Annotated in this window: 19 protein-coding genes; 8 read left to right on the forward strand and 11 right to left on the reverse strand. The window is 36.1% G+C overall.

Going from position 1 to position 19,927, the window contains the following annotated elements; translation table 11 throughout:
* Positions 1–7 precede the first annotated feature (7 nt).
* Positions 8–847, forward strand: coding sequence for an XAC2610-related protein (locus tag CHRYMOREF3P_RS19820; protein ID WP_180565319.1), 840 nt, complete (start codon positions 8–10; stop codon positions 845–847).
* Between the two features lie 185 nt (positions 848–1,032).
* Complete coding sequence (locus CHRYMOREF3P_RS19825) at positions 1,033–2,076, forward strand: L,D-transpeptidase (protein WP_175627221.1); 1,044 nt, start codon at positions 1,033–1,035, stop codon at positions 2,074–2,076.
* On the opposite strand, the gene CHRYMOREF3P_RS19830 is transcribed toward CHRYMOREF3P_RS19825, so the two are convergent.
* The 3 genes from CHRYMOREF3P_RS19830 to CHRYMOREF3P_RS19840 form a co-directional block, all read right to left on the reverse strand.
* A complete protein-coding gene (locus CHRYMOREF3P_RS19830) occupies positions 2,069–2,596 on the reverse strand; it encodes a hypothetical protein (protein WP_180565320.1) in 528 nt (175 codons plus the stop codon). The two genes, CHRYMOREF3P_RS19825 and CHRYMOREF3P_RS19830, sit on opposite strands and share 8 nt — an antisense overlap.
* Positions 2,597–2,600: 4 nt before the next feature.
* The gene (locus tag CHRYMOREF3P_RS19835) at positions 2,601–3,920 is read right to left on the reverse strand and encodes a PDZ domain-containing protein (RefSeq protein WP_180565321.1); all 1,320 of its coding nucleotides are present in this window, start codon (positions 3,918–3,920) and stop codon (positions 2,601–2,603) included.
* A gap of 120 nt (positions 3,921–4,040) precedes the next feature.
* Positions 4,041–4,679, reverse strand: a complete 639-nt coding sequence (locus CHRYMOREF3P_RS19840; RefSeq protein ID WP_077415641.1) for an alpha/beta hydrolase — start codon at positions 4,677–4,679, stop codon at positions 4,041–4,043.
* Between the two features lie 246 nt (positions 4,680–4,925).
* Here CHRYMOREF3P_RS19840 and CHRYMOREF3P_RS19845 point away from each other — a divergent pair, with 246 nt between their 5' ends.
* Positions 4,926–5,357: a hypothetical protein gene (locus CHRYMOREF3P_RS19845; RefSeq protein ID WP_228408737.1), complete on the forward strand. Its 432-nt coding sequence runs from the start codon at positions 4,926–4,928 to the stop codon at positions 5,355–5,357.
* A gap of 46 nt (positions 5,358–5,403) precedes the next feature.
* On the opposite strand, the gene CHRYMOREF3P_RS19850 is transcribed toward CHRYMOREF3P_RS19845, so the two are convergent.
* Positions 5,404–6,042: a response regulator transcription factor gene (locus CHRYMOREF3P_RS19850; protein WP_077415637.1), complete on the reverse strand. Its 639-nt coding sequence runs from the start codon at positions 6,040–6,042 to the stop codon at positions 5,404–5,406.
* Positions 6,032–8,005 (reverse strand): sensor histidine kinase, encoded by a 1,974-nt coding sequence (locus CHRYMOREF3P_RS19855; protein ID WP_180565322.1) that lies wholly within the window; start codon positions 8,003–8,005, stop codon positions 6,032–6,034. Before CHRYMOREF3P_RS19855 ends, CHRYMOREF3P_RS19850 begins: the two co-directional genes overlap by 11 nt.
* A gap of 197 nt (positions 8,006–8,202) precedes the next feature.
* On the opposite strand from CHRYMOREF3P_RS19855, the gene CHRYMOREF3P_RS19860 reads away from it, so the two are divergent.
* Complete coding sequence (locus CHRYMOREF3P_RS19860; RefSeq protein WP_180565323.1) at positions 8,203–8,622, forward strand: hypothetical protein; 420 nt, start codon at positions 8,203–8,205, stop codon at positions 8,620–8,622.
* Positions 8,623–8,699: 77 nt separating this feature from the next.
* Here CHRYMOREF3P_RS19860 and tyrS read toward each other — a convergent pair whose 3' ends face one another.
* Positions 8,700–9,995 (reverse strand): tyrosine--tRNA ligase, encoded by a 1,296-nt coding sequence (gene tyrS / locus CHRYMOREF3P_RS19865; RefSeq protein WP_077415631.1) that lies wholly within the window; start codon positions 9,993–9,995, stop codon positions 8,700–8,702.
* A gap of 187 nt (positions 9,996–10,182) precedes the next feature.
* On the opposite strand from tyrS, the gene CHRYMOREF3P_RS19870 reads away from it, so the two are divergent.
* The gene (locus CHRYMOREF3P_RS19870; RefSeq protein WP_047420407.1) at positions 10,183–10,743 is read left to right on the forward strand and encodes an RNA polymerase sigma factor; all 561 of its coding nucleotides are present in this window, start codon (positions 10,183–10,185) and stop codon (positions 10,741–10,743) included.
* 100 nt (positions 10,744–10,843) lie between these two features.
* Here CHRYMOREF3P_RS19870 and CHRYMOREF3P_RS19875 read toward each other — a convergent pair whose 3' ends face one another.
* Positions 10,844–11,476, reverse strand: a complete 633-nt coding sequence (locus CHRYMOREF3P_RS19875; RefSeq protein ID WP_077415629.1) for a hypothetical protein — start codon at positions 11,474–11,476, stop codon at positions 10,844–10,846.
* 114 nt (positions 11,477–11,590) lie between these two features.
* Here CHRYMOREF3P_RS19875 and lipA point away from each other — a divergent pair, with 114 nt between their 5' ends.
* Positions 11,591–12,457 carry a lipoyl synthase gene (gene lipA / locus CHRYMOREF3P_RS19880; RefSeq protein ID WP_002981042.1) on the forward strand — a complete coding sequence of 289 codons (867 nt, stop codon included), beginning with the start codon at positions 11,591–11,593 and terminating at the stop codon, positions 12,455–12,457.
* A gap of 218 nt (positions 12,458–12,675) precedes the next feature.
* On the opposite strand, the gene CHRYMOREF3P_RS19885 is transcribed toward lipA, so the two are convergent.
* On the reverse strand, positions 12,676–13,575 hold the full coding sequence (locus CHRYMOREF3P_RS19885) for an AraC family transcriptional regulator (RefSeq protein WP_180565324.1): 900 nt from the start codon (positions 13,573–13,575) through the stop codon (positions 12,676–12,678).
* A 182-nt stretch (positions 13,576–13,757) separates the two neighbouring features.
* On the opposite strand from CHRYMOREF3P_RS19885, the gene CHRYMOREF3P_RS19890 reads away from it, so the two are divergent.
* Positions 13,758–14,960, forward strand: a complete 1,203-nt coding sequence (locus tag CHRYMOREF3P_RS19890; protein ID WP_139348497.1) for an MFS transporter — start codon at positions 13,758–13,760, stop codon at positions 14,958–14,960.
* Positions 14,961–15,033: 73 nt separating this feature from the next.
* On the opposite strand, the gene CHRYMOREF3P_RS19895 is transcribed toward CHRYMOREF3P_RS19890, so the two are convergent.
* Complete coding sequence (locus tag CHRYMOREF3P_RS19895; protein WP_047377160.1) at positions 15,034–15,414, reverse strand: STAS/SEC14 domain-containing protein; 381 nt, start codon at positions 15,412–15,414, stop codon at positions 15,034–15,036.
* A 115-nt stretch (positions 15,415–15,529) separates the two neighbouring features.
* Here CHRYMOREF3P_RS19895 and CHRYMOREF3P_RS19900 point away from each other — a divergent pair, with 115 nt between their 5' ends.
* The gene (locus CHRYMOREF3P_RS19900; protein WP_077415626.1) at positions 15,530–16,735 is read left to right on the forward strand and encodes an NAD(P)/FAD-dependent oxidoreductase; all 1,206 of its coding nucleotides are present in this window, start codon (positions 15,530–15,532) and stop codon (positions 16,733–16,735) included.
* Positions 16,736–17,106: 371 nt separating this feature from the next.
* Here CHRYMOREF3P_RS19900 and CHRYMOREF3P_RS19905 read toward each other — a convergent pair whose 3' ends face one another.
* Positions 17,107–18,276, reverse strand: coding sequence for a VWA domain-containing protein (locus tag CHRYMOREF3P_RS19905; protein WP_180565325.1), 1,170 nt, complete (start codon positions 18,274–18,276; stop codon positions 17,107–17,109).
* Positions 18,277–18,294: 18 nt separating this feature from the next.
* Positions 18,295–19,896: a DUF4139 domain-containing protein gene (locus tag CHRYMOREF3P_RS19910; RefSeq protein ID WP_077415622.1), complete on the reverse strand. Its 1,602-nt coding sequence runs from the start codon at positions 19,894–19,896 to the stop codon at positions 18,295–18,297.
* Positions 19,897–19,927: the final 31 nt, after the last annotated feature.

Consider the following 19,927-nt stretch of genomic DNA (forward strand, 5'->3'; position numbering starts at 1 on the left):
TACTCCTATGAAAAAATTGTTGCTATTCTGTATTATCACGATCTCTGCTGTGTACTCTGCGCAGCCTTTTACCCTGAAATCTACAGGAGAAGCGAAAGAGTTCAGCCTCACACTTTATTACGGAGCGCAAGGCAAAGGAGCTTTTGTGCAGTATTCAGGGAAGAAAGAAATCATTCCTTTACAAGTAAAAAGCTTTAAAGTTGATACTGACGGGAGAAGTGACGGACAGCCGGATATCGAGTATTACGTCTGGAATGAGATGGTTGGAGGGAAAATAAATGGAGTATACAAGTTTGAAATCATGCAACATCAGGCTTCAAACATTAGCTATACAAGAGGAAAGGATAACAGAAAGTTTACGCTGGAAATGGTTGAAGATGAAAAAAAGTACGACGGAAGTGGCAAATATCTTCTGCATGGGGCTTTACTTTCGTTTAATCATTTTTATAATAATAACCTCACCATTACTTATTCTGACAGGAAAAAGACGGCTATAGAACTTCCGGCTCCTGATAAACCTTCTTTTGTCAGACGGAGCATTATAGAGGATTATAACTTTGATGGCTATGATGATATCGCATTCTCTGTTCCTGATGAAGGAATGGGTGTTTACAGGATGTTTGATATTTATCTGTACAATCCTGGAAGCAAACGTTTTGAAAAACTTAAAGAGCCGGATTATTCCCGTTCAAGCTGCTCCTGCCTTTGTGATGTGACTATAGAAAAAGATAAGAAGCTTTTAAAAACAGGATGCAGAGGCGGAGCAAGATGGCATCAGGATGTCTACCGCTTCGTTAAAAACGGGATCTTAGAATGGATTGCCACAAAAGAACAGACGGAAGAATAATGTTTTTGTTCAACGTTTGAAAACACCTTTAAAATCTATATTTTTATAAAACCTTTACGCTATAACTCCTCATTTACAGTGATAAAGCCTCCGTTTTTTTACGGTATTTTTAATAATGTCTTTTGTGTTTCAATTTTAGGTCTGATATTTGTACTGGGTAGCCAAACTAAATGGCCGATTTATTTATGAAAAACATATCTGTGAAAAAATCCTTTCTTTATGCATGTTTGTGCGCAGTTTTTCTTGTTTCCTGTAAAAAAGAAATAGACAAAATAAGCGATACTTTTAAAGATACCGTGTCTGCTTCGGAGACCCCGGAGGTAGAAAAGGATTCTATAAAGAAAGATTCTGTTCCTGTAGTAAAGAAAGAATCTGTTCCACCTGTAATGCAGGAAAATGGTTTTTATAATGCTTTTGTTCTTCCAAAGGATAAAAAAATGCGTGACTCTATCTATGCTGAATACAGTAAGAAATACAGTGTAGAAGAACGTACAGCTATTTTAGCTTTAAACAGACTGGACTCTAAAAGTAAATGGAATGCCGATACACTGGTAGTTCCAGCGAAAATAGATACAACATTAATGGCGTATTCACCATTTCCAATGCAGTTAGATGTATTAAGCGGAGTGAAAAAGTTCGTTATTTTCTCTTATCCTATACAGGCTTTTGCGGTATATTCCAATGGAAGTCTTGTGAAATGGGGACCTACAAGTATGGGGAAAAAAGCTGCACAGACAACAAGAGGGCTTACTTTTGCGAACTGGAAAAAGAAGCTGGCAATTTCCACAGTGAGCACAGAATGGAAGCTTCCCTATAATTTCAATATTCACAATATAGGAGGAATCGGATGGCATGAATATACGCTTCCTGGATATCCTGCCTCACACTCATGTCTTCGATTGCTGAGGAAAGATGCCCAATGGCTGTATTCCTATGCAGATACCTGGATACTGAATCCTGGAGGTGCTACAACTAAGGCCAAAGGTACAGCAGTAATGGTATTCGGAGATTATAAATGGGGTGGAAGAAAACCATGGAGAAAGCTTTTAGAAGATCCTAATGCCAACAATATATCCGTTGAAGAACTTACCAAGCTCCTTGAACCGGAGGTTCCGAAAATGCTGAAAGAACAAAGCAACAGAGAAAAAGTAGCGGATTCTATCAAAACGGCAAAAGCAATGGCCACACCTATTCAGAACGAAAAGCCTGAAGAATCCCCGTCTAATTAATTTTCTTTTCAAACTGCAGAGTAGATTCTTCAGCAAACCTTCTCAGCTTAAGCATTTCATCTTTACCTTTATGCTGCCCGAATCTTGCAGCGATATAAGTAAGAAGAATAAAAAATAACATGATAAAAGAAGCGCTCAGTGCCCAAGGGTATTCAGCGCTTTTTATTTGCTTCTCTACGTAATACATAGTGAAGAAAGTCATCCAGAGAATAGAAAAAGTAAAATACAGGAACATGAAGAATGTCCACACCGCAGAGCTGGGACCAAATACTCCGCGTATTGCCGTATGCTCATCTTCCATTTCTACCCTTAGTGCAAGGCAGGGTTTCCAGTAGTTGTCATATTTTGTTTTTATCCAGATGGTAGCAACTTCTCTATTGATATTACCTGAAAACTCATCTTTATGCTCTTCCATATACTTTTTCAGATTTTCAGCGTACTCTTCCTTGGTGAGATGAGTAAACATTTTAAATCTTGGCCGGGTTCTTATTCTGTCTAAGGTGCTTTCTTCAGTATTCATATTTTTATTCTTGATATGGAATGGGATCTTCAAGCATGAAGCGCAATATCAGTTCTTTATTTTTTCTTTGGATAACCATGGTAATATTTCTTCCTTCATTAGATTTCATAAGCTCTACAATTGTTTCCAAGGTCATATTTGAAGTTCTGGATCCGTTTATACTAATAATCTTATCTTCTTTTTGTAGACCTGCCTTATAAGCTGGAGAGTCTTTTCTCACCCCAGCAATAGAAAAGATAGGTTTTAAACTGAACTTATATTGAAAGGAATCATTGTAGATAACATTTACTACGGATACTGCCTTTTCTGTTTCAATTTTTACCCTGTCTTGTTCCCATTCAAGCCCTTCTTGCTTAAAATCTAATCCACTCATATTAAAATGAAAAGGATCATCAAAATATCTGTTTTTTCTCAAATATAGCTTTTGGTTGGGATAATCAAAAACAACTGTGAACCGCCGCATAATTTCTCCACCTATGGAACCTTTTCTATTTTCAACTAAATTAACGTGCTGGATAGAAAACTCATCTGGCATAGCGGTAAGAGGTTTTTCAAATTTAAACTTTCCAAGATAAAAATTATGAATACGGCTTCTTTTACCATAAATATCTCCATTGAAGCCACGGCCCAGAAAATCATCAATATTAGGCCTGTTGTAGACGAAATTTTTAATAAGAGTGGGGAAGAGCCAGATCGCATCACTGTTTCCAAGGTCAATCAAAAGTTTAGAATCTTTCTTTTCATTTGTCATTTCCACACCAGCATACAGATAAGGTTTGTCTTTTTCAATCGTGATTGGAAACTCTTCAAATCTTTTGGTTTTCTTGTTTAAAAGATCAGCATTTTCATAAACCGTTATTTTCTTTGAGGCATAATCAATGTAAATAGGATGATCTTTAAAAAAATGATATCCAATAACTCCATTCACAGGAATTCCTACGTGAGGTGAAATATTAAATTCCTCATCAATAATGATGTAGAGAGACATGGAAGTATTGACAATTTCATTTCCTATTTTACCCAAATTACGTTCAGATTTTAAGCCATCAATACTTAAGTTTCCTCCTAGACCTGAAAATTTAACTTTTTCAACATTACTTAGTTTCAGTTCTTTATTTTCCAGACTGAAAAGAATAGTCTCCGAAACTCCCGTATCCAGCAAAAAGGTAAGTTCCGCACCATTGACATTGATAGGAATAAAGATAAGATTGTTGATAAACTGAAAAGGGATGACCGCTTTTTTTGTATTAATCAACTCAAAAGAGTTCTGGGCATTTATAAAAATGCTTAGAAATAATCCCAGTAAAAGCAATTTAAATTTCATTTACTGAATTTACTGAAATTATCTATATGATAATAAAAAAACATTCCAAAAGCAGGAATGTTTGTGTAAACTACAATGAAGTAGTATTTTTTGTTGAATTTATTTCAAATTGAGTCTTGATTATTTGGAGAAGAATTCCATCAGATCCATATAATTCTTCTGATTAACACCATGTCCGCTCATATATTCTCTGAAAGTGAAATAACAGCTGAGATCATACAGAAGGTCAGCCGCTTTTCGTCCCCATTCAAGTGGAATCACAGCATCATCGGAGCCATGTGAAATGAAAAAACGAAGCTTTTCCAGTTTCTTTTTATCTTTTACAATACCATCCAGAATTTTATCTTCAGGATAACTGCTTAGACAGGCAACATAATTGAATAATTCAGGGTGTTTTAAAGCCAAAGCATAGCACAAAATTCCTCCCTGGCTGAAACCGCACAGATGAGTTTTGCTTTCTGTAAGTCCATAATGGTTGATGATCTTAAGCATGCTTTCCAATACGGCATTTAAAGATTCCTTTGCCTGAGGAACATCAATAAAATTTTCGGGATCGTTGAAATTAATATCATACCAGGAATATCCTTCAAATTGAGTATCATGTGGAGCTCTGAAACTTACAATGATCCAGTCATTGGGAAGTGTTTCCCTGAAGCTGAAAAGATCTTGCTCATTACTGCCGTAGCCATGAAGCATAAAAAGAATAGGGGTATTGGAGGTAATATTTTCCGGCTCTCTTACTAGATAATCTAAATTCATAGAGCAAAGATAATTAAATTACATTCAGAATCTTAACTTTTGTTATTCATACAATGAACTTTGACAGGATGATGCTTTATGTGTAAGGATTGTTTCTTTGAAGTGTATTTTTGGGCTTTAGGGACAGATTTTTATTTTTGTTGATTTGATATTATTTAGAAATTTTTGTTGGAAAATTTTCATAAAAGTTATTTTTATATTAATAAAAAACTTATATTTGAAACATTAAAAAATCTATTTGGAGAAATGAAGCAATTTTACAATTCAAAAAGTTTACTTAGACTTTCTTTTTTATTCGTTTTATTATTTTCTGTAATTACCATTGTTAATTCTTGTAAAAAAGATGACGATGAAGAATTTAAGGATCATGTGGTTCAGTTTGAAGTGAAGACCACTACAGGAGGAAACATTATAAGTGTTGTAACACAGGTGGGCACGGCTCAGAACACTATATACAATACTCCGCAGTCACCGGTAATTTCACCATGGACAAGTGGGGAATTCTTTGTGAACTCCAGCCAGGCGCAGTTGAATCTTGATGCTAACGCGTCAATGCCGGATGATAATTCTGAGTTAACGATCAATCTTTATATAGATGGAGAAGTTGCAAGAACTGTTAAGAAAAAAGGAAAAGGAGTATTAGTTGCTTCTATCGATTACAGTTTCCTGGAACCATAAAATAGTACAATATTTATATACAAAAGACCGCTCTTAGAGCGGTCTTTTATTTTTCAATCAATTGTTGCTGTACTGCAAGATTGATCAATTCTGTTGAGTTCTTTGCATGGAATTTCTGAAGCAGATTCTTACGGTGGGTGTCTACAGTAAGCGGACTTAAGAAAAGCTCTTCGGCAATCATATTACTTGTTTTCCCCTGCGCTACCATCTGAAGGATTTGTTTTTCTCTTTTGGTAAGCCGCGGCATTGGAAGATCATGCTGAGATGGACGGCTGATGATCTGTTTTGTCTCATTGCAGAAAACAATGTCTCCGGAAAGAGCCCCTTTGATGCATATTACAAGTTCATCAATAGAAGTATTCTTGAGAAGATAACCACTTGCTCCGTTTTGTATAGACTGCATGATGATACTCCGCTCAGAACGGTTACTGAACATAATCACTGAGGTATTCGGGGATATTTTCTTTATTTCTCTGCAGAGTTCCGTGCCGTTGCTATCAGGTAGCGTAATATCAAGGAGAATAATATCTACCATTTCTGATTGGATAAAATTGATGGTTTCTGCACCAGTCGTAAAACTTCCTGCTACGTTAAAAACGGGCTGGCTGTTTAGCATCATTCTAAGACCTTCAATGACAATAGGATGGTCGTCTGCGATGATGATATTTATTTTCTCATTCTCCATGGATGTTGAGTTCTATATTAATGGTAGTTCCCTGATCATCAGAATGTATTTCCATTGTTCCTTTCAGGTAATTGACCCTGTTTTTCAGGTTACGAAGTCCCATACTTTTGGTGGTGTTTTCTATATTTTTATCAAAACCTTTTCCGTTGTCTTCAATCGTGATCATAAAATTTTCGCCGGATTGTGAGCATTGAAGTAAGATGCTGCTGGCTTCTGCATGTTTTATGGCATTGGCCAATAATTCCTGTACAATCCTGTAAATATTAAGCTGAATATTTAAAGGCAGTTTTTTACTAATATCTATAGCCTGAAAATCAATTTCGAGGTTTTTTCTGCTGTAAAATTCACACAAATCATGTATGGCTGTTTCCAAACCAAAATTAAGCAATGATTCAGGCATTAAATTTCTGGCTACATGCCGGAGCTCACTCACGGAGTTGTCCAGCTGGCCTAAGATTTTATAAAATTCCTGATCCTTTTCAGGGTGAAGATGAGTGGAAGACCATGTAGAAAAATTGATTTTAACCCCCGCAAGCATTCCGCCCAAACCATCATGAAGATCTCTTGCAATACGCTCTCTTTCTCTTTCTTCCCCATCAAGAATAGCTTTGGTAAGGGATAATTCTTCCTTTTGTTTAATGTCTTCTATTTTCTGCTTGTTTATTTTTTTATTTTTTCTGAAAATGATAAAAAGAAAGCCCAGAAGGCTTAGTGCCAGCAATAAAACAAGACCCATTCCCCATAAATAAGAGTTCTTCTTACTTACCTCAAGATCCTTTTGATTTTTTTCAGCATTTAAATTCGCTATTTTTCTTTCCTTTTCAGCGGTATTGAACTTGGATTCGAGTTTGTTGATTTCAAGCTTTACATTCTCGGTATTCAGGCTGTCATTAAGTTTAGAATATTTTTGTTCCCATAGAAGTGCTTCTTTGGTATTTCCTGTTTCCTCATTGAGTAAAGAAAGTTGCTTATAAAAAGTTTTTCTGTTGTTAAGATCAATAGCTAAGGACTTTTCCGTTAAAACATCCTCTAAAGTAATCTTAGCTTCCTTATATCTTTTAAGTTTCTTTAAAATATCATACTTGTTGAAATAAAACATCTGAGCCAGAAGATTCTGATTGAATTTTTTTGCATAAAAAATCCCTTTTTCTATCACCGGGAGTGCTTCTTCATTTTTTTGCCGCGTAATATAGAAAAGTGTTTTACTGTAATAATAGAATGCATTGGATGAAGACTCCGGATAAGGACGGATGAGTTGTTCTGCTTTATGTAAGAACTTTTCAGCTTCATCTCCATTGGCCTGATAGCAGAAATTGTTGGCAGAGTTGAGGTACGTGAAAAATAATTCAGCAGACTGCGGATATTGTTTCTCAAGAATTTTCAATGCTTTATTATTGTAATCTTCCGCCTTTTTAAACTGTGCATTATAAGTAAGGATCACCGCAAGCTGAGTGTATAAAAAACCTAAATTCCTGCTGTTTTCATATTTTTTTACCAGCGGAATACTTTTTTCAAGAATAATCTTGACCAGCGGAATGTATCCTTCTTTATCTTTTTGGGTTACCCCATAGCTGTACCAGGCCAGTGCCTGAAAAAAATCGGATTCTTCACTTTTAAATTTAGATAAAGATTTGATAGCCTGCTGATAAGAAATACCCGCTTTCCTTTTGTTCCTTTCCATGTTATACTGCCCCTCGTAATAATAATATTTTGCTGAAAAGTAAGGGGTGCTTCGAGCCAGTATTTTTCCATTTGCAAGATATTTTTTACTCAAAACAGAATCACTGTTTCTATAATAATTTGATAAAAGGAAAGAAGCCGTTGCTTTTGAAGTATCGGGAAAATTTCCCCTTGCAATGCTTTGTAAGCTGTCTATATAAGATTTCTCATTAAGTGGAATGATTTGCTGGGATTGCAATGTAAAAAATAAGAATAGGCTTAATAGGGCAAGTAATCTCTTCATTATGGATCAATTCTGAAAAATATTTTTTTAAACGCTCAATTTAATTAAAAATTTTAGCATAAAAAATACCTGAATTTAGGTAGAAAAAATTACTGATTTTTCAGGATTGATAGACATAAGTGATGCTCATAGCTTTGCAATCAAATCATGAATCATAGAATATTTAATATAGTAACTAAAATTTAAACAAAAAGATTATGAAAAAAATGAGAATGAATCAGCTGTTAAGAGGCGCATTTGTTGCAGTAATAGCAGTAATGCTTATTGGATTTACAGCTTCATGCAGTAATGATGATGATGACAACAATGTGAATGGAGCAGGGAAAAGTCATAAAGTGGTTTTTAAAGCAATCGCTTCATCTGGAAGTAATATTGATGTAGCGGTGTACGGAATTGACGGTAACCCTACTACAGCATCAAGTCTGAGCGGATCAACATGGAGCAGCCCTGAAGTAACATCAGAATCAGGAGCATACAGTGCCAATGTTGCAGTAAACGCTATCGGACTAGACGGTTCTGCTACCTTGAAGGTTCAGATCTGGGTAGACGGAGAACTGAAGAAAGAAGGAACTTCCAGCGGACAGTATTTATCAGCTTCTGCAAGCTATACATTTTAATATCAAATTTTTAGGACATAAAACAGGCGCTGAGATTCATCTCAGCGCCTGTTTTTATTTTTATATGGTATTTAAGATTAGCCTACCTTAACAATAAAGTAGCTTTTCTTACCTTTTTGGAGCAATAGGAATTTACCGTCAATAAGATCAGCTTCATTGGCTGTAAAAGTGTCATTCACTTTTTGCTTGTTGACAGAGATCGCATTTCCTTTAATTTCTCTTTGAGCTTCACTCTTAGACTTTAAGAATCCTGATTTTTCAGAAAGAAGATCGATAATATTCACTCCTAAAACATCAGTTTTTGCAATTTCTTTCTGAGGAACTCCATCAAAAACTTCAAGGAATATTTCCTCATCAAGGCTTACCAGATCTTCAGCTGTGGAACGCCCGAAAAGAATTTCAGAAGCTTTCAGTGCTTTTTCATATTCTTCTCTTCCATGTACCCAAACAGTAACCTCTTCAGCCAGTCTCTTTTGTAGTTTTCTTTCGTGTGCCGCTGTTTTATGTTCTTCAATTAAAGCTTCAATTTCTTCTTTTCCTAAGAAAGTATAGAACTTGATGAATCTTTCAGCATCATCATCAGTAGCATTCAGCCAGAACTGGTAGAATTTGTAAGGAGACGTTTTCTTTTTATCCAGCCAATAGTTTTCTCCACTTTCAGACTTCCCGAATTTAGAACCATCCGCTTTAGTAATCAAAGGAACTGTTAATGCAAACGCTTCACCCTGAGCTTTTCTACGGATCAATTCTGTTCCTGTAGTGATATTTCCCCACTGGTCAGAACCTCCCATCTGTAGCTTTACATTGTTGTTTTGGTATAGGTGAAGGAAATCATATCCCTGAATTAGCTGGTACGTAAATTCTGTAAAACTCATTCCGTCAACACCTGCATCTCCTGAAAGTCTTTTCTTTACAGAATCTTTAGCCATCATATAGTTGACTGTGATGTTTTTTCCTACATTTTTAGCAAAATCAAGGAAAGAAATATTCTTCATCCAGTCATAGTTGTTCACCAATTCAGCTTTATTGGGTCCATTTCCATCAAAATTTAAGAATTTTGAAAGCTGGTTTTTTAAACAATCAACGTAGTGTAAAAGAGTTTCTTCATCCAGAAGATTTCTTTCGGCCGATTTCCCGGAAGGGTCACCAATCATACCTGTAGCGCCTCCTACCAAAGCAATCGGTTTGTGGCCATGCTGCTGGAAGTGAGCTAAAATTTTTATCTGGATAAGACTTCCGATATGTAAAGAATCGGCAGTAGGATCAAAACCAATATATGCAGTAGTTACCTCTTTATTCAGTTGTTCATCGGTTCCTGGCATCATATCGGCAAACAGACCACGCCATTTCAGTTCTTCTATAAAGGAATTCATTGATTGTTAACTTTAAAATTTTAAGAAGCAAAGATAGTAAATTCAGAAGGAAGAGAAAAAAGGAGAAACAGCAAATAAGCAAATTGATAAAAACCTGAAAATGCTTTGGTGGTAACTTTGGAAGCAAAGGTAGATTCACTGTTTTCCCTTTTGCAATTATGCCCCAAATACGCTATATTTGTTATTAATGAACGACGAACAGCTATTCCTGCTCATACAAAAGGCCAAGGATAAAGACCAGAAGGCCCAGACTAAACTCATCAATGTTTTTTGGGTGGATGTTTTCTCTTTTGTAATGAAAAAGGTAAGGGATGAAAACGATGCCGATGAAATTACCGTAAATGTTTTTTCAAAAGTATTGTCGAAACTGGATATGTTTGATCCTCATTTTCAGTTTAAAACCTGGATATTGACCATTGCCCAGAATACCGTTATCGATTTCTGGAGAAAAAAGAACCGTGAGAATGAAGATGCTGTTGAAAATCTTGATGAGGTTAAAAACCAATATGCAAAATCTCCGGAAGAACTTCTGATTTCTGAAGAAGAACAGAAGAAAATCATCAAAACCATAGAATCCCTGGATGCCAACTATCAGGATATTATCAAGTTGAGGTTTTTTGAAGAAAAAAGCATCAAAGAAATTGCTGAAGAGCTGGGGATTTCCGTTGCCAATACCAAAGTACGGGTAATGCGTGCTAAAAAAGTCTTAGCTGAGCTCTTGAAGAATAATGAGTTTGATGATAATTAAGTTCAATAATACTATTCAATAGAAGCGGGCTTTAGCCCGTTTACTGAAAAAAAAAAATTCAAAATCGGCTTTAGCCAAAATATAAATCTTATAATTTAGTTTAAAAATAAACTTCTTCTTTTGTTTTAGGAAGAATTATTTTTTGTTGTTTTTCCTGATTTCTGTTTTGAAGATTGATCTTGAGTCCTTTTTTAATATAAGTTTCCTTTAAGGATTTACCATATTCAGCTGTATTTTCAACTTCTTTTGAATAGTTCAGCTGCCCCGTTGAAAGGTTGAAATCTATATCTTTCCAGTAATCTCCCGGCCTTCCTGAAGTGGAGGATGTTCCTATTAATTCAAAATGCCCGTTTTGAAATCTATATTTATCTGTGACATCCCACTTCCAGCTGCTTCCGCCATTTTGAGAAATAACCAGAATTCCTTTTTCTATTTTAGTTTCTCTATAAGGATCACCCATCATACCTCCACCATTGCTTTCCATAACAGCGTTTCTCGATTTTTCCAGGACAGTCCATGCTCCTCCAACTTTCTTTAGGATCTGAATTTCGCGGATGTTTCCCATGTCAGTTGTATCCTTTGTATTGTAAATAATTACTTTTTCAGGAATTTTATCACCATCAAGATCTCCGTCTACCGTTTCAAGAAGAGTAGAACCTGCTGGCTGAAATTGTTTTTGAGCAAGACAGAATGTTCCGGCTGCCATACATAAAATAAAGACTATTTTTCTCATAAGGAATTTTGAAAACTTAAATGTACAATGAAATTTTGAATTATCAGTTTCATCAATATCTCTGGTTGATGGTTTCCATTAAAAAATCCTTAACTTTGAACTTCAATTTTAGAAATGGAAAATTCAGTTCAAGACACTACCGTTCAAAAACCAAAATGGATCCGCGTAAAACTTCCTACCGGAAAGAATTACAGAGAGCTGAGAACTTTGGTTGATAAATATAAATTAAATACCATTTGCCAAAGCGGAAGCTGCCCGAACATGGGAGAATGTTGGGGTGAAGGTACAGCAACTTTCATGATTTTAGGAAATATCTGTACGAGAAGCTGTGGATTCTGTGGCGTAAAAACAGGAAAACCGCTTGATGTAAATTGGGATGAACCTGAAAAAGTAGCAAGATCTATCAAATTAATGAAGATCAAACATGCCGTTCTTACTTCTGTAGACCGCGATGATCTGAAAGATATGGGATCTATTCTTTGGGGAGAAACAGTGAATGCTGTAAGAAGAATCTCTCCGGGAACAACGATGGAAACTCTGATTCCGGATTTCCAGGGTATTACAAAACATCTGGACAGACTGGTAGAAGTAGCTCCGGAAGTAATCTCTCACAACATGGAAACGGTAAAACGTCTGACCAGAGAGGTGAGAATCCAGGCAAAATATGAAAGAAGCCTTGAAGTATTAAGATATCTGAAAGAAGCCGGACAAAGAAGAACCAAAACAGGGGTAATGCTTGGATTAGGTGAAACTAAAGATGAGGTTTTCCAAACGATAGAGGATATCAGAAATGCGAATGTAGATGTTATTACTCTTGGACAGTATTTGCAACCGACTAAAAAGCATCTTCCTGTAAAAAAATTCATCACTCCTGAAGAATTTGATGAGTTCGGAGATTTTGCAAGAAGTTTAGGTTTCAGACACGTTGAAAGCTCTCCTCTTGTAAGAAGTTCTTACCACGCAGAAAAACATATTCATTAAAATATAAACCGTTCAGCAATGAACGGTTTTTGTTTTTTTAGGTAGCAGAGATTAGATTGTAGGGATTAGGGATTAGGGATTAGGGAGTGAAAGGGCTTCCATTTGTAATAACGATTTTCATAATTCCCTTCCTCCTGAGGGGTGGCGAAAATTCAAAGAATTTTTGACGGGGTGGTTTAGTTGTTACCTTCAATGGCTTACATTGCATCATTTACGTCCTACTTATTACAAGACGTTTCCTTTGTAATCACTCCAATCCGGCCATTGATTTCAATCGGTTTAAAATGTTTCTTTTTAAATTCGGAAGGTGTTTCGCCTGTATGTTGTTTGAATAGTTTATTAAAGTAAGAAAGACTTTCAAAACCTACCTGAAAGCAAACTTCAGTCACAGAATAATCTTTCAACAGGAATATTTTAGCCTGATTGATTCTATAGTTATTAACAAAATCGGTAAAGGTCATGTTGGTCTGCTTTTTAAAATAACGGCAGAACGCAGGCGTGCTTAGACTTACAATTTTTGCAATTTCATTGACATTAGGTTTCTTGTCGTAATTTTCGTGGATATAGTCGTAAATGGTTCCCATCCGGATTTTATCATTCAGAAACCACTTGATTCTGGTATCTTCCTTGTTGAGTTCCTTTACTTCTGTTGAATCAGCGAGGATCTGTAGAATTTCAATTAATCCTACCAGAGATTCAAAAGAGTTTTTATCTTTAATGATCTGTAGTTTTTCAACTACTGTATTTTTTGTTTCCCCGGAAAATGATAATCCAAGATATGACCGTTCTAAAAGAATTTTGATATTCTCAAATTCAGGAACAGGAAGAATAATATCCTGAAGGAAGTTTTCCCGCATCTGCAGCACAAGTTGTTGGCATTCAGTCTGAATACCATAGTCAAAATTAAGATGGGGAACATTAGATCCAATCAATAAAAGATCACTGTCTGTAAAGGCCGAAATATCTCTTCCTACATGCCGGATTCCGTTCACGGCTTCTACATAGACCAATTCGATTTCAGGATGATAATGCCAGAAAAAACAGTTTTTCAGGGAAGGGGCAAATAGTTTGAAAGATTTCCCTTTTTCAAATTCAATAATTTCTTTCTGGATTTTCATCTTGTTCTCATTTGATTGTTTCTGAATATAAAATTAAATAAAAAGGTTAATATGGAGCAAATTTTTATCATTCGAAGAGGTGTGAAATTCAAACTTTCTTTCGATTTTTGCACTTTCAAAATGAAGACGCTCAGGTATTTTTAATTTGAAAGAAAATAATTCAGAAAAAAGATTTAGATACAATGAAGATTGATAAAAGAATAATCCCCCTGGCCATCGGTGGTTTGGGGATAGGAACTACAGAATTTACCGTAATGGGGCTGTTGCCGGATATTGCAAAAACATTACAGATTACGATCCCGCAGGCCGGACATTTAATTTCTGCTTATGCTATGGGAGTGGTCATCGGAGCTCCGATTCTGATCGGGTACTCGGTGAAATTTCCCCCTAAGAAAGTTTTGATCGCTTTTATGATCCTTTTTACCCTATTTAATGGACTTTCTGCAATTGCTCCAGGATATAACAGTATGCTGGTTATCCGTTTTCTGTCTGGACTTCCTCATGGAGCATTCTTCGGAGTAGGAACGGTAGTCGCTTCAAGAATGGCAGGAAAAGGGAAAGAAGCATTTTATATATCGATGATGTTTACGGGGCTCACGGTCGCCAACCTGGCCATGGTTCCTCTGGTCACCTACATCGGACATACATTCCATTGGAGACTGTACTTTGCTATTGTAGCAGTTATTGGTCTTTTTGCCATATTATTTTTGAAACTGTGGCTTCCTGCAATGGAATCCAATCAAAATACCCATTTCATGGAAGAGCTGAAATTCCTTAAAAATAAACAATCCTGGCTGGTCCTTGCCATTACAGCGATTGGATTTGGAGGTCTTTTCACATGGTTAAGTTATATTACACCTTTAATGACTGTTGTTGCAGGAATCAAAAGCAGCCAAATGGCCTATGTCATGGTTCTTGCCGGAGCCGGAATGGTAGTTGGAAACCTGGTAGGAGGGATCGTTTCAGATAAATTGGGACCTGAAAAAACATGTGCCCTTCTGATCTTCCTGATGATGATTTCTCTGGGAGGAGTATTTTTCCTTGCTGAGCATCAGAATATCGCTCTTATACTGACCTTTATGTGTGGCGCTTTATCGATGTCTATTGCATCGCCTATCAATATTATGATGATGAAAGCTGCTCCAAAAAGCGAAATGATGGCCGCTGCTTTTATGCAGGCAGGTTTTAATATTGCCAATGCAATGGGAGCTTTTTTTGGGGGAATTCCTCTGGAATACGGTTATTCATTCAACTATCCATCACTGGTAGGAGTAGGAATGACTTTTATTGGGGTGATTATAAGTGTAAGGTATATGTATCTGTACGGTTCAAAGGCTCAAAATGAAGAGGAAGTTGCCGCAGAATGTGTATCTTGTGATAAATAAGATTATTCTTTCTTATGAAATAAAAAAAGAGCCTGTTTCTGATTGAAACAGGCTCTTTTGTATAAAATGAGTTTTATGCCTCTACCTCATCTCCATTTTTGCACCAGTAGAGGGCATTGTATAAATTTTCTTTGGGAAAAGATTTAAACTCTCCCGGCATCAGAACACTGAAAATACTGGTAAAATCACGTATACCTTCTTTGTCAGTCACAATGGCCGACCGGTTCCAGTTGGTAAGATTTTTCAATCCTAACAACAGATCTTCAAGCCATGCTCCCATGGTAAAATTATCCAGATCGGTATCCAAATACAATAAGTAATTCAACTCACCGAATTGCTCTACCTTCTCTTTTACGCGCGGAATTACCAGTCTTTCAAAATCCTCTTTCGTTACTTCTCCCGTTGCATTAAATGCTGCAACATTTTCCGGGGCTTCTGGAATAATTGTTATCATAATAAATATTTTATGGTGGTTTGAGTTTTAAAGAACAACAATAATTACACCATAATTTGATGAAAAATTGTTAAAAAAGGTATAAATATTGTTACTTTCAGTGTAAAATATTAATATGGATCTCAAATCAAATGAACCTTTCTGGCTTTTAAAAAACGGACTGTTAGCTTCTTATCCTTCTTTAAAATCAAATGAAGAATGTGATGTTCTTGTTTTGGGAGGTGGTATTACAGGAAGTCTGATTGCCCATCAGATGATAGAAAACGGATATAATACAATCCTTATTGATAAAAGAGAGCTTTGCAATGGAAGCACTTCTGCTACGACTTCAATGCTGCAGTACGAAATAGATGTTCCTCTTTATGAACTGATAGAAAAAATAGGCATAAAAGGAGCTGTTTTAAGTTATAAAGCCTGTAGTGATGCTATTGATACATTGGAAAAACTTTCAAAAATGATTAAATCCAATGCAGGTTTTAAAAGAAAGAAATCTCTGTATTTTGCTTCAAAAAAGAAAGATGCAGAATGGCTGAAGAAAGAATATGAAGTGAGAAAAGAAAACGGATTTGAAGTGCAGTGGCTTGATGCAGAACAGATTCTTGAAAAATTTGAATTTAAAAATACTTACGGCGGTATTTTATCCAGGCAGGGAGCAAGTATTGACGCTTTTCAGTTTGCTCATGAACTTTTCATGCATAATGTAAAGAAAGGATTGAAGATATTTGATAAAACTGAAATGATAAAAGTGGAGGAGCATAAAGGTTTTAACCTGGTTACGGTAAACAGTGGATATCAGATCAAAGCAAAAAAAATCATTTACTGCATTGGTTATGAAAGTAAAAATTTACTGAAAGAAAACTTTGTGAATCTGAAAAGTACTTATGCTGTGGTTTCTGAAATAGACAAAGACAAGTTTAAAAATATAAGCAGTACATTGGTCTGGAATACTGATGATCCTTACCTCTACATGCGGACTACCGATGACGGAAGAATTCTTATCGGTGGGGGAGACGAAGACTTTTATGACGCTGAAAAACGGGACACTCTCCTTAATAAAAAAGAAAAAGAGATTCTTAAAAATCTGAAGAAAATAAAGCCTGATTACCATTTTTACCCTGATTTTGTATGGGCAGGAACTTTTGGAGAAACTAAAGATGGTCTGCCTTATATCGGAGAACATAAAAAACTGAGAAACTCCTATTTTGTATTAGGTTTTGGAGGAAACGGAATCACTTTTTCAGTAACGGGAATGGAGATGGCTTCTCTATTTATGAAAAATAAAAAACATCCGCTGTCAAGATATTTTAAGTTTGGGAGGTGATACTGGAGTTTTTGAACCACAAAAGTCACAAAAGTCTTTAAGCACTTAAGTTATTTTAAGCTACTGCTAAATGTTTAAGGAGTGCACTTAAGTTTCTGAAAACCTTCGATTTTTAATCTATCCATAAAAACTGTTTAGATTCCTACGGAATGACACAATTGGAACAGCTGTTTATTTATGCAGGTTGTCATTCCGTAGGAATCCTGGTTAAATTACTTGAAAAAATGTAATAAATAGATACTCCAACAAATACTCCAATTGCAGACGCTTAATTCCCATCCTCTGGAGGGTGGCGAAAATTCAAAGAATTTTTGACGGGGTGGTTTACATGTATTAATAACATAAAAAAGCGGGTAAAACCCGCTTTTAAACTACAAACTATACCCGTTCTTTTTTGCCAGTTCAACAATAGAACTCTCAATTGCTTTTCCCAGGTCATCAGAATCATCAGTGCCTCGTTTTTTCATTTCTCCGTCAATAAAGGTCTGGCGCTTTTTGGAAAGCTCTTCAATTTCTTTCTGAATTTTATCACGAGCGGCAGACTTTGCCGTGATCGTTTTTTGAATTTCTTCCTTGCTTTTTCCTTTCAGCTCGGCAGGAAGTTCACTTTCTTTTACATTGGCAATAAATCCGGCATCCTTTTCGGCCTTATCCACCAAATCCCAGTGATCATTTTTGTAAGCATTCTTTTTAGATTTGGCAACGGCCCTTTCCACTAAGTTGGATGCTGACTGTGATTCAGCGTTTTTATCCTGCGTGATCTGCTTTAGTCTGTATTCCGAACCGTGGTTTCCATAATAGATGTAAGTATCGTTCAGCTTTGCATTGCATTCGGAAATTTTGATATCGTAAGGCGTTTCAATATAGATTACTTTTCTGTCACTGTCGATATTGAAATATTTTCCACCTCCCAAAGACGCGCCGTTTTGCCAGAATGTCTGGATTCCTTCTTCCCGGCTTCCGCAGAAAATAGTGTTGGTGTAAATGTTTTTATCCTTTGCTTTTGAAACAACATCCTTATAATTTATTTTTCCCTGATTGAATGCTTCATTCCCTGCAATATAAATCAGTTTCATACTTTTATCATTGCTGTCCCAGTTCAGGTTGGCAGAAGCATCACGGATAACAGCACCGCAATATTCACTGCCGCCATTGGTTTTTAAGGCAAATAGTTTTTCGGAAATAAGATCAAGATCCTGAGTAAGAGGAGCAATCTGGCGGATATAATTTTCATCGCGGATTCCGTCGTTGCCATATTCATACAGGGCAATTTCAATCTGGGGCGCTTTTCCGTTGTACTTTAAAGTGGTCAAAGTATTCACAATATTCCACAGTCTGGATTTTGCCTGATCAATCAATCCGTCCATACTATTGGAAGTGTCCAGTAAAAGAGCGACCTGAATTTTATTGTCCTTTACAATTGAGCTGGACGGAATCAATGTTACTGGTACATTACTTTGTATAGAGCGGTTCTCCGGAATATTGCCAGAGCTTAAAAAAGCTGTACCCGCTGCAAGTGCTAAGATTTTTAAAGTTGTCATATTATTATTTATTATTGGTTATCTGCTGTAATATTGGATCTGCATCTCTTTAGGATATTTTACTTCATAAGAGAATGTAATCTTCTCAGAATTGCCTGAACCTATGTTTTTGTTCCACAGGATACTTCCCGTTTTATCATCAAGGTTTCCTCCACCCAAATCCAATGTTTTGACCAGAATCTTAGAATTTTCACTGATTGGGAGCTGGTCAAGAACTTCCAGTTCAATATTTTCTTTCGTATTATTTCTGATACTTATCTGGTAAGACTCTGTTTCCCATTTGTTAGAATTCATTGCCTTTTGAGAAGTTTTATCTTCAAGCTTAATTCTTTTTACTGTAATTCTTTCATCTGTTCCCAGAGAAATCGGGAATTCGTCTTTCACATAATTGCTGGTAATATTGGTTTTCCCGATATAATTATCATCAAAGTAAATATTGGCTTCTCCATTGATGAGGTTAAGATTCTGCCAGTTCTTTATAAAAGCCATCAGGAATACCTGATTATTAAGTTTAGGAACGGTGTGGTATTTATAAGTGGCATCAATTTGTTTTTTATCCAGAATGACATACTGTTCTTTTTCCTGGCTTACTATGGTCTGATTGTAATTAAGCTCATAGATCACATTCATCTGGCTGTCAGAAACTGAAGCTACAGGAATCTGACTTGGCTTTGCAGCAATATCTTCTCTCATTTGATAGACATTAGCTGCTGAAGTTTCCTTTTTAGATTTATAAGCTGCCACTTCCATCTGAGAATTGTATGGTGTATATTCAGCTACGTACAGCGGAGATAAAATAGGTCTGTCCTGGTTGTATGAAGGTCTGTAAGTAGAGACAAACAACTTTACATTTTTCCAGTCCTGTCCGGTCTTCTGATAAATTTTACCTTTATAAACCATTTCAAGAGGTTTCTTGACAGACTCAGCACGCAAATCATAAGAAGGAATCCATCCGGCATCAGAAACAATATAGCTTATCCCAAGATTCAGATTGGTTTCGTTATCTGCAAGAATTTCAAGCAATAGCTCTCTGCGGTTGGTATTTTTATGCGTTTGCTCCTCGGCAGACTGCTTGTTGAGTTTTGCGATACTTTCATCCAGAACCGTTTTCTGTTCGTCCAGAAGAAATACCTGGCTATCGATTTCCAGCATTCGTTTTCTATAAAATTCCGTAAGCTTAATAAGCTGTTCCTGCGGAGTAGATTTATCATTGGTGGAGACTTTTAAATTGTCATTAATGATCCGTTGCTCTCCCATCAGGTTTTTGATTTGAATATTCAGCAGGCTCACCTGTCTTTGAAGCTTTTTTGTCTCTGTTTCAAGTTTCTTTTCATTGTCTGATAATTCATCATTCTTCAAAAAATTATTTTGAGGCGTTATGGAAAGGAGTGTAGTATTTTTTTCAAGATTGATTTTATACGTATTTTCATCCAGATTATTGGGAAGATTGACAATTCTTATGGTATTTCTACCTTTCTGAAGACTCACATTGGTACTTCCGAAAACTTTTGCTCCCTGAAGAAATACAGTGGCCTGCTTTACTTCAATTTCTTTTTTTATTTCCTGTGCTTTACTAAAGGCAGCCAAAAATATGATTAATAGTAAAAAATAGCGTTTCATCGTTTATTATTTTGAATTTCTAGAAGTAAAA

It is taken from the genome of Chryseobacterium sp. JV274 (assembly GCF_903969135.1).
In the GTDB taxonomy this organism is placed as follows: domain Bacteria; phylum Bacteroidota; class Bacteroidia; order Flavobacteriales; family Weeksellaceae; genus Chryseobacterium.

What these genes read in the sequence shown, in the direction of transcription:
- CHRYMOREF3P_RS19820 (WP_180565319.1), top strand. Translation starts at nt 8, where the DNA reads ATGAAAAAATTGTTGCTATTCTGTATTATCACGATCTCTGCTGTGTAC.
- CHRYMOREF3P_RS19825 (WP_175627221.1), top strand. Translation starts at nt 1,033, where the DNA reads ATGAAAAACATATCTGTGAAAAAATCCTTTCTTTATGCATGTTTGTGC.
- CHRYMOREF3P_RS19830 (WP_180565320.1), bottom strand. Translation starts at nt 2,596, where the DNA reads ATGAATACTGAAGAAAGCACCTTAGACAGAATAAGAACCCGGCCAAGA.
- CHRYMOREF3P_RS19835 (WP_180565321.1), bottom strand. Translation starts at nt 3,920, where the DNA reads ATGAAATTTAAATTGCTTTTACTGGGATTATTTCTAAGCATTTTTATA.
- CHRYMOREF3P_RS19840 (WP_077415641.1), bottom strand. Translation starts at nt 4,679, where the DNA reads ATGAATTTAGATTATCTAGTAAGAGAGCCGGAAAATATTACCTCCAAT.
- CHRYMOREF3P_RS19845 (WP_228408737.1), top strand. Translation starts at nt 4,926, where the DNA reads ATGAAGCAATTTTACAATTCAAAAAGTTTACTTAGACTTTCTTTTTTA.
- CHRYMOREF3P_RS19850 (WP_077415637.1), bottom strand. Translation starts at nt 6,042, where the DNA reads ATGGAGAATGAGAAAATAAATATCATCATCGCAGACGACCATCCTATT.
- CHRYMOREF3P_RS19855 (WP_180565322.1), bottom strand. Translation starts at nt 8,005, where the DNA reads ATGAAGAGATTACTTGCCCTATTAAGCCTATTCTTATTTTTTACATTG.
- CHRYMOREF3P_RS19860 (WP_180565323.1), top strand. Translation starts at nt 8,203, where the DNA reads ATGAAAAAAATGAGAATGAATCAGCTGTTAAGAGGCGCATTTGTTGCA.
- tyrS (WP_077415631.1), bottom strand. Translation starts at nt 9,995, where the DNA reads ATGAATTCCTTTATAGAAGAACTGAAATGGCGTGGTCTGTTTGCCGAT.
- CHRYMOREF3P_RS19870 (WP_047420407.1), top strand. Translation starts at nt 10,183, where the DNA reads ATGAACGACGAACAGCTATTCCTGCTCATACAAAAGGCCAAGGATAAA.
- CHRYMOREF3P_RS19875 (WP_077415629.1), bottom strand. Translation starts at nt 11,476, where the DNA reads ATGAGAAAAATAGTCTTTATTTTATGTATGGCAGCCGGAACATTCTGT.
- lipA (WP_002981042.1), top strand. Translation starts at nt 11,591, where the DNA reads ATGGAAAATTCAGTTCAAGACACTACCGTTCAAAAACCAAAATGGATC.
- CHRYMOREF3P_RS19885 (WP_180565324.1), bottom strand. Translation starts at nt 13,575, where the DNA reads ATGAAAATCCAGAAAGAAATTATTGAATTTGAAAAAGGGAAATCTTTC.
- CHRYMOREF3P_RS19890 (WP_139348497.1), top strand. Translation starts at nt 13,758, where the DNA reads ATGAAGATTGATAAAAGAATAATCCCCCTGGCCATCGGTGGTTTGGGG.
- CHRYMOREF3P_RS19895 (WP_047377160.1), bottom strand. Translation starts at nt 15,414, where the DNA reads ATGATAACAATTATTCCAGAAGCCCCGGAAAATGTTGCAGCATTTAAT.
- CHRYMOREF3P_RS19900 (WP_077415626.1), top strand. Translation starts at nt 15,530, where the DNA reads ATGGATCTCAAATCAAATGAACCTTTCTGGCTTTTAAAAAACGGACTG.
- CHRYMOREF3P_RS19905 (WP_180565325.1), bottom strand. Translation starts at nt 18,276, where the DNA reads ATGACAACTTTAAAAATCTTAGCACTTGCAGCGGGTACAGCTTTTTTA.
- CHRYMOREF3P_RS19910 (WP_077415622.1), bottom strand. Translation starts at nt 19,896, where the DNA reads ATGAAACGCTATTTTTTACTATTAATCATATTTTTGGCTGCCTTTAGT.